This is a genomic window from Actinoallomurus bryophytorum (assembly GCF_006716425.1).
GTDB classification, from domain to species: domain Bacteria; phylum Actinomycetota; class Actinomycetes; order Streptosporangiales; family Streptosporangiaceae; genus Actinoallomurus; species Actinoallomurus bryophytorum.
This window is the reverse complement of sequence record NZ_VFOZ01000001.1, coordinates 6326457-6339863: the sequence shown is the minus strand read 5'-3', so window position 1 is coordinate 6339863 and position 13407 is coordinate 6326457. Positions and strand designations below refer to the sequence as shown.

Annotated in this window: 14 protein-coding genes; 5 read left to right on the top strand and 9 right to left on the bottom strand. The window is 70.8% G+C overall.

Annotation, left to right across the window (positions count from 1 at the left end; translation table 11 throughout):
• Positions 1–227: 227 nt before the first annotated feature.
• The 3 genes from FB559_RS29675 to FB559_RS29665 all read right to left on the bottom strand — a co-directional run bounded on the left by FB559_RS29675 (position 228) and on the right by FB559_RS29665 (position 3110).
• Complete coding sequence (locus FB559_RS29675) at positions 228–1757, bottom strand: MDR family MFS transporter (protein ID WP_221640231.1); 1530 nt, start codon at positions 1755–1757, stop codon at positions 228–230.
• A 440-nt stretch (positions 1758–2197) separates the two neighbouring features.
• Positions 2198–2488 carry a hypothetical protein gene (locus tag FB559_RS29670; protein WP_185792454.1) on the bottom strand — a complete coding sequence of 97 codons (291 nt, stop codon included), beginning with the start codon at positions 2486–2488 and terminating at the stop codon, positions 2198–2200.
• A gap of 145 nt (positions 2489–2633) precedes the next feature.
• Positions 2634–3110 carry a hypothetical protein gene (locus FB559_RS29665; RefSeq protein WP_141959767.1) on the bottom strand — a complete coding sequence of 159 codons (477 nt, stop codon included), beginning with the start codon at positions 3108–3110 and terminating at the stop codon, positions 2634–2636.
• A 320-nt stretch (positions 3111–3430) separates the two neighbouring features.
• Here FB559_RS29665 and FB559_RS29660 point away from each other — a divergent pair, with 320 nt between their 5' ends.
• The 5 genes from FB559_RS29660 (at position 3431) to FB559_RS29640 (ending at position 8489) form a co-directional block, all read left to right on the top strand.
• Positions 3431–4063, top strand: coding sequence for a hypothetical protein (locus tag FB559_RS29660; protein WP_141959765.1), 633 nt, complete (start codon positions 3431–3433; stop codon positions 4061–4063).
• Between the two features lie 20 nt (positions 4064–4083).
• Positions 4084–4698 carry a hypothetical protein gene (locus FB559_RS29655; protein ID WP_141959764.1) on the top strand — a complete coding sequence of 205 codons (615 nt, stop codon included), beginning with the start codon at positions 4084–4086 and terminating at the stop codon, positions 4696–4698.
• A gap of 103 nt (positions 4699–4801) precedes the next feature.
• Entirely contained in the window at positions 4802–5569 is a 768-nt protein-coding gene (locus tag FB559_RS29650) for a 3-hydroxybutyrate dehydrogenase (RefSeq protein ID WP_141959762.1), read from the top strand.
• Positions 5570–5596: 27 nt separating this feature from the next.
• A complete protein-coding gene (locus FB559_RS29645; protein WP_141959760.1) occupies positions 5597–7471 on the top strand; it encodes a helix-turn-helix domain-containing protein in 1875 nt (624 codons plus the stop codon).
• A 193-nt stretch (positions 7472–7664) separates the two neighbouring features.
• Positions 7665–8489 carry a MarR family winged helix-turn-helix transcriptional regulator gene (locus FB559_RS29640; RefSeq protein ID WP_185792453.1) on the top strand — a complete coding sequence of 275 codons (825 nt, stop codon included), beginning with the start codon at positions 7665–7667 and terminating at the stop codon, positions 8487–8489.
• A 77-nt stretch (positions 8490–8566) separates the two neighbouring features.
• Here FB559_RS29640 and FB559_RS29635 read toward each other — a convergent pair whose 3' ends face one another.
• The 6 genes from FB559_RS29635 to FB559_RS29610 all read right to left on the bottom strand — a co-directional run bounded on the left by FB559_RS29635 (position 8567) and on the right by FB559_RS29610 (position 13401).
• Positions 8567–8662, bottom strand: coding sequence for a DUF397 domain-containing protein (locus FB559_RS29635; RefSeq protein WP_141959758.1), 96 nt, complete (start codon positions 8660–8662; stop codon positions 8567–8569).
• Positions 8650–9450 (bottom strand): helix-turn-helix domain-containing protein, encoded by an 801-nt coding sequence (locus FB559_RS29630; protein ID WP_141959756.1) that lies wholly within the window; start codon positions 9448–9450, stop codon positions 8650–8652. The genes FB559_RS29635 and FB559_RS29630 overlap by 13 nt, the downstream gene beginning before the upstream one ends.
• Positions 9451–9590: 140 nt before the next feature.
• Positions 9591–10169 (bottom strand): dienelactone hydrolase family protein, encoded by a 579-nt coding sequence (locus tag FB559_RS29625; protein ID WP_141959754.1) that lies wholly within the window; start codon positions 10167–10169, stop codon positions 9591–9593.
• Positions 10170–10257: 88 nt separating this feature from the next.
• Positions 10258–11298: a branched-chain amino acid ABC transporter permease gene (locus FB559_RS29620; protein ID WP_221640230.1), complete on the bottom strand. Its 1041-nt coding sequence runs from the start codon at positions 11296–11298 to the stop codon at positions 10258–10260.
• The gene (locus tag FB559_RS29615) at positions 11295–12158 is read right to left on the bottom strand and encodes a branched-chain amino acid ABC transporter permease (protein WP_141959753.1); all 864 of its coding nucleotides are present in this window, start codon (positions 12156–12158) and stop codon (positions 11295–11297) included. Before FB559_RS29615 ends, FB559_RS29620 begins: the two co-directional genes overlap by 4 nt.
• Before the next feature lies 1 nt (position 12159).
• On the bottom strand, positions 12160–13401 hold the full coding sequence (locus FB559_RS29610; protein WP_185792452.1) for an ABC transporter substrate-binding protein: 1242 nt from the start codon (positions 13399–13401) through the stop codon (positions 12160–12162).
• Positions 13402–13407: the final 6 nt, after the last annotated feature.

Genomic DNA, 13407 nt, shown 5'->3' with positions numbered 1-13407 from the left:
TTCAAGACCGGTCAGGCCCGTTCGCTACCGTTCGTGACTTCCAGTGACTTTATCTGAGTTATTCGTCACGGAACGTGTCATTAATGACCCAACTTCGCCGCGGTATGGCAACCGCTGGTAGTTGACGGTTAAATGACGGTGTTCGTCTCCCCCGTGCGTGACATCGTCTCGGGACGAACTGCATTCAACAGGTACGGGGGAGACGGACTCATCCTCTCGTGCGGGCCTCAGGCGTCGCCGGTCGCCCTGGCGATCCTCCTCGGCATGAGGAGCAGCGCGGCCACGCCGAGGACGGCGATGACGACGAGCGCGAGGAAGACATGGTGCGCCGCGTCGTACAGCGCGTCGCGAACGAACGCCGTCACGGCCGGGCTGCCGGACCGGCCATGGCCGGTCAGCACGAGGCTCGTCGCGTCGACGCTCTTGGGCAGCCGCCCGGCCAGCGCGGCCGGCGGGTGCGCGAACCGCGAGGCCAGCGTGGCGTTCGCGATCGCCCCGGACACCGCCGCCCCGACCGCGCTGCCCAGCGACCGGCTGAACATGTTGATGCCCGTGACGACGCCGCGCTGCTCCCAGCCGACGACGGACTGCGCGGCGACGGTGATCGGGCTGGCCATGAGGCCCAGCCCCAGGCCGACGACGAAGCACGCCGCGGCCACCTGCCACACCCGTGAGTCCGGGCTGAGCAGGACGCACAGGATGACGCCCACGATGAGGATCGCGTTGCCGATGAGTCCCGTGTCACGGAAGCCGATGCGCAGGTAGATGCGGCCGGACAAGGTCGCGGCGAGCGGCCAGCCGACGGTCAGCGCGGCCAGCGCGAAGCCCGCCACCAGCGCGCCGGTACCGAGCACGCCCTGCGCGTACGTCGGCACGTACGAGCTCAAGCCGATCATGACGGCACCGACGACGACCGCCGAGAGGTTGCCGCCGGTGAGGACACGGCGGCCGAAGACCCACAGCGGCAGGATCGGCTCGGCCGCCCTGCGCTCCACCAGCACGAAGCCGACGAGCATCGCCACACCGACGACGAAGACGACCAGGCCGGGCGCCGACGACCAGGCCCACGCCACGCCGCCCTCGATCAGTCCGAGGATCACCAGCGAGCAGCCCCCGGTGAGCAGGACCGCACCCGCGTAGTCGATCCGGTGCGAACGCCGGGTCACCCGCTCCTTGAACTTGCGGGCGAGCATCCAGGCGGCGACCGCGCCCAGCGGCAGGTTGACGAAGAAGATCCAGCGCCACGACAGGTACTGGGAGAAGACGCCGCCCAGCGTCGGGCCGATGACCGCCGCGATCCCCCAGACGCTCGCCAGGTATCCCTGGACCCGCGCCCGCTCCTCGACGGTGTACATGTCGCCGACCATCGTCATGCTCATGGGCAGTACGGCACCGGCGCCGATGCCCTGCACGGCGCGGGCGGCGATCAGCGTGGGCATGTTCCACGCGGCCCCGCAGAACACCGAGCCCAGGAGGAACACCCCGATGCCGAAGAACATCACCGGTCGGCGCCCGACCACGTCGGCGAACTTGCCGTACAGGGGTACGGTCACCGCCTGGGTGAGCAGGTAGATCGAGAACAGCCACGGGAACTGGGAGAAGCCGCCAAGGTCGCTGACCACGGACGGGACCGCGGTCGCGATGATCGTGCTGTCCAGCGCCACGAGGCCCGTGCTGAGCATCAGGGCGGCGAGCACCGGCCCGCGTTCGGAGCGGAATCCGACGCCGCGCGAGAGCGCGGGCGAAGTCGTCGTCACGTACCGAGACCTTCCATGGGGAGCGGGTGCGGTGGGCCGGTCCCGGCACCCGAAGACGTGACGGGCCCCCTCGGGGCCAACGGATCTTCGATCCGAACCATTCCTCTCATTCGCCCCGATCTCAGCGTGCTTCCGCGGTGATGCGCCGACGGTGAACCGGAGTACTCACTCGGTACGGGTCCGCAGGCGAGGAAGGTCGGCGTGGCGGAGAACAGGCGATCGCCGCGCGCCCTCTTGCTCGTCGACCTGGCGTCTTCTCCGACGTCGGCGAGCGTCGGAGAAGGCTCGGCGTCCGTCCGCACGATCGTGTGGACGGCCCGCGCCACCGCGCGGCGCCCAGGCGGCGACCGGCCGCGTCGCCGACGGCCGACACCAGGACGGCCCTCCCCCGCCCTGCCGGTCCCCTGGACACCGCCCGCTGTCCCTCTCCACGCGGCCTCTCACCTGTCCGGACGCGCCCCTCTGTGCCCTCGTCCCGGGATCCCGGCGGGATCGTCGTCGGCGGGCCGCCGGGCGCGCGGCGGAAGGGTCTTGACGCTCAGGCTCGAGCAGGCGGGACAGGACGGTTCGATCCACGGCGGCATGCTCGCCGTCCCCTTGTACCGCCAGGTCACCACCTGACCGCCGTGGCCGTCGTCGGCGTGCCATGCCTCGTACACGCTCTCCCAGACGTGCTGGCAGGTCATGCAGCTGAAGGGCCAGGTCTGAGGAATGATGTGTGGATTTTTCATGATGTGCTGCGCTCCTGGAATCCGGCCGGACGTGCGGGCAGATCACCTACGGGCGCGGCTCCGGGCGGGCGCGCGTAACAGAGGTCACGAGAACGGGGAGTTCAGCCGGTGACCACGTGCGCGTGCCCGGAGTGCGCCGGCGCGCTCACGTACGCGACGCGCACAGGTCGATCAGGAGACGCGCCCCCGACCGGGGCGCCGGGGGCCGCGAGGACCGTCCCGGCGGGCACGTGAGGCCGGGTCCACCGGACTCGGCGGCGTACACCGCCGGCTCCGGGCACCGCGGCATCGCGGCCGTCTGCCACGCGGCGATCGACCGCTGCTGCGGAGCGCCGCGGTGGGTCATGACGCCGCACGGCGGATGGTGGTGCGGGCGAGGCGCCGGCGCGCACGGACGGCCGGCGTCGGTGGCCCTGCCGGAGCCCGCCGTGTGGCCGCCGCCCTCGACCTCGGGCGGCGCGCCGGCGGTGGGCGTGAAGCAGGGGCGTGCGGTCGCCCCGAGCACGCCCGCGTGGGTGTTCGGCGGGCACAGGCCCGACTGCAGGACGACGCCGACGAACAGGAACAGCCACAGCGCCCAGCGGTGTCCGTGGGCGGCGTTCGCGCGCGAGTCCCTCATCATCAGGCGGCATACTACTCTCGGTAATCATCGGCTACGAAGAGTGGAAATCCCGCACCACTCCGGCCATTCACCCGGCGCGCCAACTCGCCCGTTTTCCGCCGCACCCGGTGCCGGCCCGCGCAAATCCCGCAGGACACGGGCGTGCGGCACTCCGCGAAGACCCCGCGACGACACCCGATCATGCGACACCGCGTGGCCGTCTCAACAGAGTTCATTGACTGTCGGTAATCAACATGTGACAGTAAGCAACGCCCATTCGATGCGTCTTGGGCCTGGGAGGTCCGGCAAGCGCGGCGGTGGCGTCGCGGTCAGGAGAAGGCATGGCGATTCACCGACCCGTTCCGCGGCCTTCGCCCGGATCATCCCGGCTGGTCCTGACCGGAATGGTGATGACCGGGGTGTCGCTCGTCGCCGCCGCCCTGGTTCCGGAGGCGTCGGCCCACGTGGACGTCACGGTGCCGCAGGCATCCGCCGGCACGACCACCTGTGAAGGCTCACAGACCGTGGCCTACTCCCCCGGGATGTCCCTGAAGCCCCGCCATGTCACCATCCACGGGACGGCGACCCTGAGCCACTGCGCGTCGAGCGCCGACCCCACCATCACCGGCGGGCGGTCGACCTTCCACGCCACCGGGCAGTTCTCGTGTGTCTCCGGCGACGCCACCGGCGTCCGGACGATCACCTGGAACAACGGGCGTTCCAGCACGATGTCCTTCACCTCGTCCGTGTCGGTCAACGCCGGCGAGAGCGTCGTGGCGGTCCGTGGAACGGTCACCGACGGCGAGTTCGACGGGCAGAAGTGGAGCGCGGTCTCCACCATGTTCGCCTCCCGGCCCGCGGCCTGCGCCACGCCGGAGGGCGTGCCCACGACGTACGCCAGGCTGCTGCTCACCGTCGGCTCGCTCATCCCCGGGAGATCGGCACTCGACAGGTCACAGCCGACCCCGCGCTGACCGCGATCAAGGAGAAGAACATGTCTCAGCGACTCATCCCGCCGTACCTGTCCGGAGCGTCCCGGCCGCTACGAGCCGGAGCGGCGGTCACCGGCCTGGTCGCCGCCGTCCTCGTCCCGGCGGCGGCGACGGCCCGCGCGCACTCCGCCGTGGCCGGCACCACCACCTGTGCCGGCTCCCAGACGGTCGCCTACTCGCCGGGCCTGACCCTGCGGAAGCGCGAGGCGGTGCTGCACGGGACGAGCACCCTGAGCCGCTGCGCGTCGAGCGCCGACCCGACGATCACCGGGGGACGCTCGACCTTCAAGGCCACCGGGCGGCTGTCCTGCACCTCCGGCGACTACTCCGGCACCCGCAAGGTCACCTGGAACAACGGCCGTACCAGCACGATGTCGTTCAGGAGCGTCGTCTCGGTGAGCGCCGGCGAGAGCGTCGTCGCGATCAGGGGCGAGGTGACCGACGGCGAGTTCAGCGGGCAGAAGTGGAGCGCGGCGTTCACGATGTTCACCGCCCGCCCTGCGGCCTGCGCGACGCCGGAGGGACTGCCGACGGCGTACGGCAGGCTGCTGCTCACCGTCGGCTCGCTCGTACCCGGCAGGTCGGCGCCCGACCTGTCCCGGCCGAGCCGGCACTGACCGCGATTCCGGCGGATCGGTGTGGCCGGCCACACCGATCCGCCGGTAGTCATGGAGACCCGCCACGTGGAGCGGCCGGGACAACCGGTCTAGGTTCACTGGCATGAGTGCTGATACGGCGAGGACCCCGGATCTGGCCGGCCGTACCGCGGTGGTGACCGGCGGGGCGAGCGGAATCGGGCGCGCGTGCGTCCTTCGGCTGGCCGAGGCCGGCGCACACGTGATCGTGGTCGACATCCGGGCCGACGCGGCCAAGGAGGCCGCGGCCGAGGCCGGCGGAGAATACCTGGTGGCGGACCTGTCCGAGCCGGACGTGGTGGACACCCTCGACGTCCGCGCCGACATCCTGGTCAACAACGCCGGTCTCCAGCACGTGGCGCCCGTGCACGAGTTCCCTCCGGAGGATTTCTCGCGGATCATGCGGGTCATGGTCGAGACCCCGTTCCGGCTGGTCCGCCGGATGCTGCCCGGGATGTACGCGCGGGGCTGGGGCCGGATCGTCAACGTCTCCTCGGTCCACGGCCTCGTCGCCTCGCCCTTCAAGGTCGCCTACGTCACCGCCAAGCACGCCATCGAGGGCATGTCCAAGGTCGTCGCGCTGGAGGGCGCCGAGCACGGCGTGACCTCCAACTGCGTCAACCCCTCCTACGTGCGCACCCCGCTGGTGGAGAACCAGATCACCGCGCAGGCCGAGGCGCACGGCCTGAGCGAGGCCGAGGTCGTCGAGCAGATCATGCTGGAACCCGCGGCGATCAAACGCCTGCTCGAACCCGCTGAGGTCGCCGACGTCGTGGCCTACCTCTGCTCCGAACAGGCCTCCTTCATCACCGGCGCCTCGATGCCGATCGACGGCGGCTGGACCGCACGCTGATGCCATGACCCCCCACCCGTACGGACGATGCCCCACGTGAACACCCGGATCTTCTTCGAGTTGCTGGCCCGCGAGGCGCCGGCCGTGGAGTTCGAGACGCCGGTCGCCGAGGCGCGAGCCGCCTGGGCCTCCCCCGCCGTCATCGCCGAGCTCGAACAGGCCAAGAGGGCGGCGCTGCGGGTACGCGCGCTGCTGGCCCGCCGCGCACGGCGCGAGGTGGAGCTGTCCGCGCTGTTCGAGACCGCCGGTGACCTGGCCAGCCTGCGCGACCTCGACGCGGTGCTCAAGGCCATCGTGCGCCGGGCACGCCAGTTGCTGAACGCCGACGTCGCCTACATGACGATGAACGACCCCGGACGCGGCGACACGTACATGCGCGTCACCGACGGGTCGATCTCCCCCGCCTTCCAGGTGCTCCGGCTGCCGCTCGGCGCCGGGCTGGGCGGTCTCGTCGCGCAGACCGGGGCGCCGTACGCCAGCTCGGGCTACCTCGACGACGAGCGGTTCCGGCACACCGGCTCGATCGACCGCGGGGTCACCGAGGAGGGCCTGGTCGGCATCCTGGGCGTCCCGATGCGGCTCGGCGAACGGGTCATCGGCGTGCTGTTCGCCGCCGACCGCGCCGAACGGTCGTTCGCGCAGGAGGAGGTGGCGCTGCTGTGCTCCCTGGCCGCGCACGCGGCGGTGGCGATCGACAACGCACGCCTGCTGCAGGAGACCCGCGTGACCCTGGAGGAGCTGAGCGCGGCGAGCGAGGTCGCGCGGGTGCACAACGACGCGGTGGAGCGTGCCGCGCGGGCGCACGACCGGATGACCGACCTGGTCGTACGCGGCGGCGGGGTGGAGGACGTGGCCTCCGTGGTGACCGACATCCTCGGCGGCTCGCTCGTCGTGCTCGACGCCGAGGGCCGCCGCCTCGCCGAGGTCGGCCACGTGGAGCAGGTGGACGAGGACCTGATCACGCGGTCACGCACCCTCGGCCGTACGGCGCGCCGGGACGACCTGCGGGTCACGCCGATCGGCGCGGGCGCCGAGATCCTCGGCACGCTGGCGCTGCACGCCGCCGGTGACATCGGCGACGCCGACGAGCGGATCCTGGAGCGCGCCGCGCTGGTCATGGCGCTGCTCCTGCTGTTCCGCCGGAACATGACCGAGGTCGAGGGCCGGGTACGCGGCGAGCTGCTGGACGACCTCGTCGCCGGGCACGTCTCGGATCCGGACGCGCTCGACGCCCGCGCCCGGCGGCTGGGCGTCGACCTCGGCGCGGCGCACGTCCTCGTCGTGGCCAGGCACGACGGGCGGCGGGAGCGGGCGGCGTTCTGGGCGTCGTCGTTCTCCGCCGTCGAGCACGGCCTCAGCACGGCCTACCCGGGTGAGCTGGTCCTGCTGCTGCCCGGCGACCGGCCGGAGGAGGCCGCCGTGCGGGTGGCCAAGGAGCTCGGCGCCGCACTCGGCCTCCCCGCCACCGCCGGCGCGGCCGGACCGGTCGAGCTGCCGGGCGGCGCCGAGGCCGCACGCCAGGAGGCACGACGCTGCGCCGACGCGCTGCTCGCGCTCGGCCGCGAGGGTGACGGCGCGAGCGCCGCCGGCCTGGGCTTCGTCGGCCTGCTGATCGGCGAGGGCGGCGACACGGGCGCGTTCGTCGAACGCACGCTCGGCCCGGTCATCGCCTACGACGAGCGCCGGGGCACCTCCCTGACGCGGACGATGGCGATCTACTTCGGCACCGGCGGCAGCCTGGCGCGTACCGCCGGGAAGCTGCACATCCACAGCAACACCGTGACGCAACGACTGGACCGCGTCGGCCGGCTCCTCGGCGCCGACTGGCAGCGGGCCGACCGGGCACTGCAGATCCAGCTCGCCCTGCACCTGCACCGCCTGCGCGGCTCGCTCACGCTGTGAGGAAGCGGTAACGGCGGCAGGCGTCCCGGGACCTGGTGGATCTCGACCTCGTCCAGCACCCCGGCGCGCGGGTGGACACCGGCTCTGCCCGAAAGAATCGAGGCGGACTTGTCGGATCCGGGCCGCGTCGTTCGTAGCCAGGGTGAGAGGCCGCCTACGAGTGCGCGGCCGCGACCACAGGAGGTGCCGACCGATGCCGCACCCACAGGCCAAGGTCCACCACATGTTCGAGCTCACCGAGCCGATCGCCACCGTCACCTTCTCCGAGGCGCCGAACGAGGCGTTCCTGGCCCTCGGCATGCGCAACTACTGGGACGGATACTTCGCCGGCCGGGCCGCGCCGCTGGGGCTGGCACCGACCGAGGTGGTGCACGCGGTCTTCTACAACTTCGCCGACGGCGAGGTGGCGCGCCACATCCAATGGGTCTGGGGGAAGACCACCCCGGAGGAGGCGATCGCCGTGCGCGAGCGGAGCAGCGCCGCCGCGCTGCGGCAGATGATCGGAGAGCTCGCCGACTCCCCCGGTCTGGTGCGAGTCGCCGACCTCGCCACCCGGGCAGCGGTCAGCGCACCGACCGAGGGCCGAGCGCTGTACGCCGGGCTCCGGGCGCTCGATGTGCCCGAGGAGCCGGTGGCCAGGCTCTGGCACGCGGCGACGCTGCTGCGAGAGCACCGCGGGGACGGCCACAACGCCGCCCTCGTCGCCCACGGCATCGGCGGCACCGAGGCCCACGTTCTCCTCGCTCTCTCCCTCGGAATGCGGGCGGAGGAGTTCGGCCGGATCCACCACCTGCCCAAGGCACGGCTGGCCGCTGTCATCGACGGACTGCGCGCCCGCGGCCTCGTGGACGCCGCGGGCGGGTTCACCGACGCCGGCCGGGAGACCAAGGAGCGGATCGAGGCCCTCACCGACGAGCTGGCGGCACCGCCGTACGACGTGCTCAGCGCGGACGAGCTCGACGAGCTGGTCACGGGACTCGAGCCGATCGCCGCCGCCGTGGAGGCCGCCGACGACTGAGCGGGCGCCCCCGGCCACCGAGATGAGCCGACCACCGCGAGTCGCTCACCGCAGGTAGAGCTCGTTCACGCGTCGCGTCAGTCGCGCTCGCCGTTGTCCGAAACGGCGACCTCGACGCAGGCGCCGCCGTTGTTGGTGCTGCGCTCGGACCTTCTCCAGATCAACTCACCCATACTGCCGCTGCTTTCTTGATCATGTCGACCGACTCGTCTTCTGGGCGCGCCTTCGAGCTTAGCTTTTGCCAGAGCCGTCGCACGGCCGCGACGTCTTCCGATTTCTCGATCACGTCACCGCGTAGGGCGTTGTCCACATAGGCGACCTCGGTGCCGTCGAGGCTGGCCAACATAAGTGTGGATCCGGCGAAGCCCGCGTGTTCGCCGACGTGAAACGGAATCACCTGCACGATGATCATGTCCCGTTGCGCGAGTTCCGCCACGCGCAGCAATTGGTCGCTCATGGTCTTCGGCCCGCCGACCGGTCGCCGGATCGCCGCCTCGTCCAGGATCGCGTGGAACAGGGGTGGAGGGGGATCGTCCCGGTCCAGGATGGCCTGCCGGCCCAGCCGCTCGCCGATCTGTGCCTCCAGGTCGACGCCGGACTCCTTGCCGAGGCGCAGGACGGCACGCGCGTATTCCGGCGTCTGGAAAAGGCCGGGGATCACGAGTGGTTCGAAGGTCAGCAGCGAGGTCGCCCTGCGCTCGACCGAGACCCATCTGCCGAGCCATTCGGGCGCGACCTCGTTACTCGCGAGGTCGTCGATGACGCGTCGCACCGTTTCCGGAAGATCCACGAACTTGATCAGACTCGCGACGTACTGGTCGGCGGGTACCGTGCGGCCGGATTCCCACCACCTGATCGTCGACTCGGAGACGGGGAAAAGCCGCGCGAGAGTCACCCGGCTCATCCCTTTCGCCTCGCGCGCGTGGCGGATCTCCTTGCCGACGAACTGCCGTGCCGTCATGCGTTCACTCGTGGTTTCGCACCTCCGAGGAGCGAACACGGTGAGTGGTCGCCTCGACACAAACGAATACCATAAGAGCGGCTCACGCAGTCACGGGCTCGCCATTCCCCTTTTCGTCGGCCTCGTCTTCCGCGAGGTCGTCACGCCACGGACGTCAGGAAGGCCAGCGTGCGGGAGAGCAGCAGTGCGGCGGCGTCCGGGTCGTAGGAGGGCAGCGTGCGGTCGGCGAAGTAGTGCCGGTCGCCGGGATAGAGGAACAGCTCGCCGTGTCCGGCCGACTCGACCACCTCCCGGGCGAAGCCGATGTCGCCCTCGCCGACGAAGACGGGATCGGCGTCCATGCCATGGACCTGCACCGGTACGCCGTCCGGCCAGGCTCCGCCGAACTCCGACAGCGGCACACAGGCGTGGTACAGCAGCGTTCCTCGCGCGCCCGATCGGGTCTGCGCCAGCTTCTGCGCACACAGCACACCGACCGAGAAGCCGGCGTAGACCAGGTCGACGGGCAGGTTCGCGACCGCTCGGGTACCGCGTTCGATCACCGCGCCGAAGCCGGCCTCCTGGACGTAACCCATCCCCTCCTCGAGGCCGGCGAAGGTACGGCCCTCGAAGAGGTCAGGCGTGTGGACGACGTGCCCGGCCTGGCGCAGCTCGTCGGCGAACTCGGTGATGCCCGGCGTGAGCCCCAACGCGTGATGAAACAGAACAACGGTCGCCATATCTCCCCGCCCACCACCGGATGGATCAATGCAGCATGTTAGGCGTCTTCGATCACCACTGGCCGCCGTTGCCGCCCGTGGATCCGGCTCACGCCGTGACGGGCTCGCCGTTCTCCTTTTCGTCGGCCTCGGCCTCGGCCCCGGCGTCGGCCTCGGCGCCGGCGGGGGCCGGGCTCGCGGTCTCGGTGCGGTCCCGGCGGCGACGGGTGGTCAGCAGTGCGGCCGTGCCCCAGATGCCGCGGCGGAAGACCAGCACGGTGATGACGAAGACGCTGCCTGTGACGATCCCGATCTGTTCGAAGCCCGCCGTGGCCAGGTAGTCGTTCAGCTCGACGATCAGGCCCGCGCCGATGACGCCGCCCCACAGTGTGCCGATCCCGCCGAGGACGACCATCATCACGGCCTGGCCCGAGGTGGTCCAGTAGACGTCCTGCAGGGACACGAAGCCGTGCCCGATGGCGAACAGGCCCCCGGCCAGGCCGGACAGCGCGGCCGACAGCACGAAGGCGAGCAGCTTGTACCGCTCGACCGGGTAGCCGAGCGCACGGGCGCGCGCGGGGTTGTCGCGTACCGCGACCAGCACCCGCCCGAACGGCGACCGTACGACCCGCCAGGCGGACCACAGGCCGAGCAGGACGATCGGCAGGCCCGCGTAGTAGAAGAAGAACGGGTCCGACAGGTCGACCCCGAAGAAGCCGCGCGGGATGCCCTGCAGGCCGTTCTCGCCGCCGGTGACGCCGCGCCACTGGTTCGCCACGAAGTAGACGAGCTGCGCGAACGCCAGCGTGACCATCGCGAAGTAGATGCCGGTGCGGCGCACCGACAGCCAGCCGATCGGCACCGCCAGCGCGGCCGCGGCCAGCGCGCCGCCCAGCACCGCGACCGGGAAGGGCAGCCCGCTGTGCGTCGCGATCAGCCCGGCCGCGTACGCCGAGGTGCCCCAGAACGCCGCGTGGCCGAAGGACAGCAGCCCGGTGAAGCCGAGCAGGATGTCGACCGCCACCGCGAACAGCGCCCAGCAGATCATGTCCATCGCGACCGGCGGATAGATCACCCACGGCAGCGCGAGCGCCACCAGCAGGCCCACCGCGAGCAGGAGCGGCCGGGTGGCGAGCATCCGGATGATCACGCGATTCCCTCCTCGCGGCCGAACAGCCCCGCCGGCCGCCAGAGCAGCACCACGACCATGAGGATGAACACCAGCGTCTGGGACAGTGACGGGACGTAGAAGTCGGTGAGCGCGGTCAGCACCCCGACGGCGAAGCCGGAGACCACCGAGCCGAAGATCGACCCCAGGCCGCCGATGACGACGACCGCGAAGACCGCGATGATCAGGTCCGAGCCCATCAGCGGGTTGACCGCCCGCATCGGCGCGGCCAGCACCCCGGCGAGCCCGGCCAGCGCGACCCCGGCGCCGAACACCGGGGTGACCCAGCGCCCGACGTCGATGCCGAGCGCGCGGGTCAGCTCGGGCCGCTCGGTGGCCGCCCGTACGATCATCCCCGCCCGCGTACGTGACAGGACGTACCAGACCGCCAGGCAGGCGACGAGCGCGACGCCGAGCACGAACACCCGGTAGGCCGGATAGGTGAACAGTCCAAGGTCGACGGAGCCCGACAGCGCGGACGGGCGGGGGTACGGCTGCGACTGCACGCCGTACTCCCGCTTGACCAGGTCCTGCAGGATCAGCGCGAGGCCGAAGGTGAGCAGGAAGTTGTACAGCGGGTCGAGCGCCGCCAGCCGCCGGATGAGCACCCGCTCCACCACGACGCCGACCACGCCGAGGGCCACCGGGACGACGGGGAGCGCGATCCAGAAGCTCACGCCCCAGTCGTCCAGCACCACGTACGCGCCGAAGGCACCGAGCATGTAGAACGCGCCGTGGGCGAAGTTGACCACGCCGAGCATGCCGAAGATGACCGCGAGGCCGAGGGCCAGCAGGGCGTAGAACGCCCCGCTGACCAGGCCGTCGAATGCCTGCTGCAACATCTCAGAGCTTGCAGGCCGCGTCGGGCCGCTGGAAGGCCTCGGCCGCCGGGACCGTCTTGAGGATCTTCTCGTAGTCCCAGTCCTCCTTGACCTCGCTGGACGGCTTGACCTGGGCCAGGTACGCGTCGTGGAGCAGCAGGTGGTCCTGGGCGCGGATCTGCGCGTTCTTGGCGAACACGTCTCCGAACTTGTAGCCCTCGAGCTGCTTGACCACGGCGTCGGACTTGTCGGTGCCGGCGCGCTGGACCGCCTCGAGGTACTGCGTCGCGGCGGAGTAGTTCCCCGCGTGCGCGAACGTCGGCCGCTTGCCCGTCTTCGCCTTGAACCGGTCGGCCCAGGCGCGGTTGTCCGGGCTCGCGTTCCAGTACCAGGCGTCGCTGAACTTGGTGCCGGCGAGCGCGTCCGGGCCCAGCGAGTGGATGTCGCTGAGGAACATCAGGCCCACGGCGAGGCCGATGCCCTTCTTCTTCAGCCCGTACTCGTTGTACTGCTTGACGAGGTTCACCAGGTCGCCGCCGGCCTGCATCGCGCCGAGCACCTGCGGCTTGGGGTTCAGCCCCGGTGCCTTGAGCAGGAACGTGGAGAAGTTGTCGTTCGGGAACGGCGTCGGGTCGTTCTTGACGATGGTGCCGCCGGCGGCCTTGATGGAGGCGCTGAAGCTCTTGGTCATGTCCTGCCCGAACGCGTAGTCCGGATAGATGATGTACCAGTTCTTGCCGCCGTCCCTGGTGACGGTGTCACCCGTGCCGTGGGCCAGCATGTAGGTGTTGTAGCCGTAGTGGAACGTGTACTTGTTGCACTGCGCGCCCTCGAGCGCCGTCGTTCCCGCCCCGACGTCCATGAAGATCTTCTTCTTGGACTTGGCGACGCCCGCGACCGCGAGGGCGGCCGAGGAGGTCGGCACGTCGAGGATGACGTCGGCGCCCTGCCGGTCGTACAGCTCCTGCGCCTTGGAATTGGCGACCTCGGGCTTGTTCTGGTGGTCGGCGGAGGTGACCTCGATCTTCTTGGCCACGGCCTTGTCGCCGTACTTGGCCTTGTAGTCGGCGACCGCCATCTTCACCGCCTCGATGCTCGCCTTGCCGGACACGTCGGCGTAGACGCCGGACTGGTCGTTGAGAACGGCCAGCTCGATCTTGCCGTCGCTGATCTTCCCGCCGCCTCCGCCCGGGCCGCCGTTGCATCCGGCGGCGAGCAGCGCCATCCCGGCGGCCAGCGCGGCCGTGCGCCCGAAGGGTCTCATCGCGTT

Coding starts and splice junctions, on each gene's coding strand:
- FB559_RS29670 (WP_185792454.1), bottom strand. CDS start 2,488: ATGAAAAATCCACACATCATTCCTCAGACCTGGCCCTTCAGCTGCATG.
- FB559_RS29665 (WP_141959767.1), bottom strand. CDS start 3,110: ATGATGAGGGACTCGCGCGCGAACGCCGCCCACGGACACCGCTGGGCG.
- FB559_RS29660 (WP_141959765.1), top strand. CDS start 3,431: ATGGCGATTCACCGACCCGTTCCGCGGCCTTCGCCCGGATCATCCCGG.
- FB559_RS29655 (WP_141959764.1), top strand. CDS start 4,084: ATGTCTCAGCGACTCATCCCGCCGTACCTGTCCGGAGCGTCCCGGCCG.
- FB559_RS29650 (WP_141959762.1), top strand. CDS start 4,802: ATGAGTGCTGATACGGCGAGGACCCCGGATCTGGCCGGCCGTACCGCG.
- FB559_RS29645 (WP_141959760.1), top strand. CDS start 5,597: ATGCCCCACGTGAACACCCGGATCTTCTTCGAGTTGCTGGCCCGCGAG.
- FB559_RS29640 (WP_185792453.1), top strand. CDS start 7,665: ATGCCGCACCCACAGGCCAAGGTCCACCACATGTTCGAGCTCACCGAG.
- FB559_RS29635 (WP_141959758.1), bottom strand. CDS start 8,662: ATGGGTGAGTTGATCTGGAGAAGGTCCGAGCGCAGCACCAACAACGGC.
- FB559_RS29630 (WP_141959756.1), bottom strand. CDS start 9,450: ATGACGGCACGGCAGTTCGTCGGCAAGGAGATCCGCCACGCGCGCGAG.
- FB559_RS29625 (WP_141959754.1), bottom strand. CDS start 10,169: ATGGCGACCGTTGTTCTGTTTCATCACGCGTTGGGGCTCACGCCGGGC.
- FB559_RS29615 (WP_141959753.1), bottom strand. CDS start 12,158: ATGTTGCAGCAGGCATTCGACGGCCTGGTCAGCGGGGCGTTCTACGCC.
- FB559_RS29610 (WP_185792452.1), bottom strand. CDS start 13,401: ATGAGACCCTTCGGGCGCACGGCCGCGCTGGCCGCCGGGATGGCGCTG.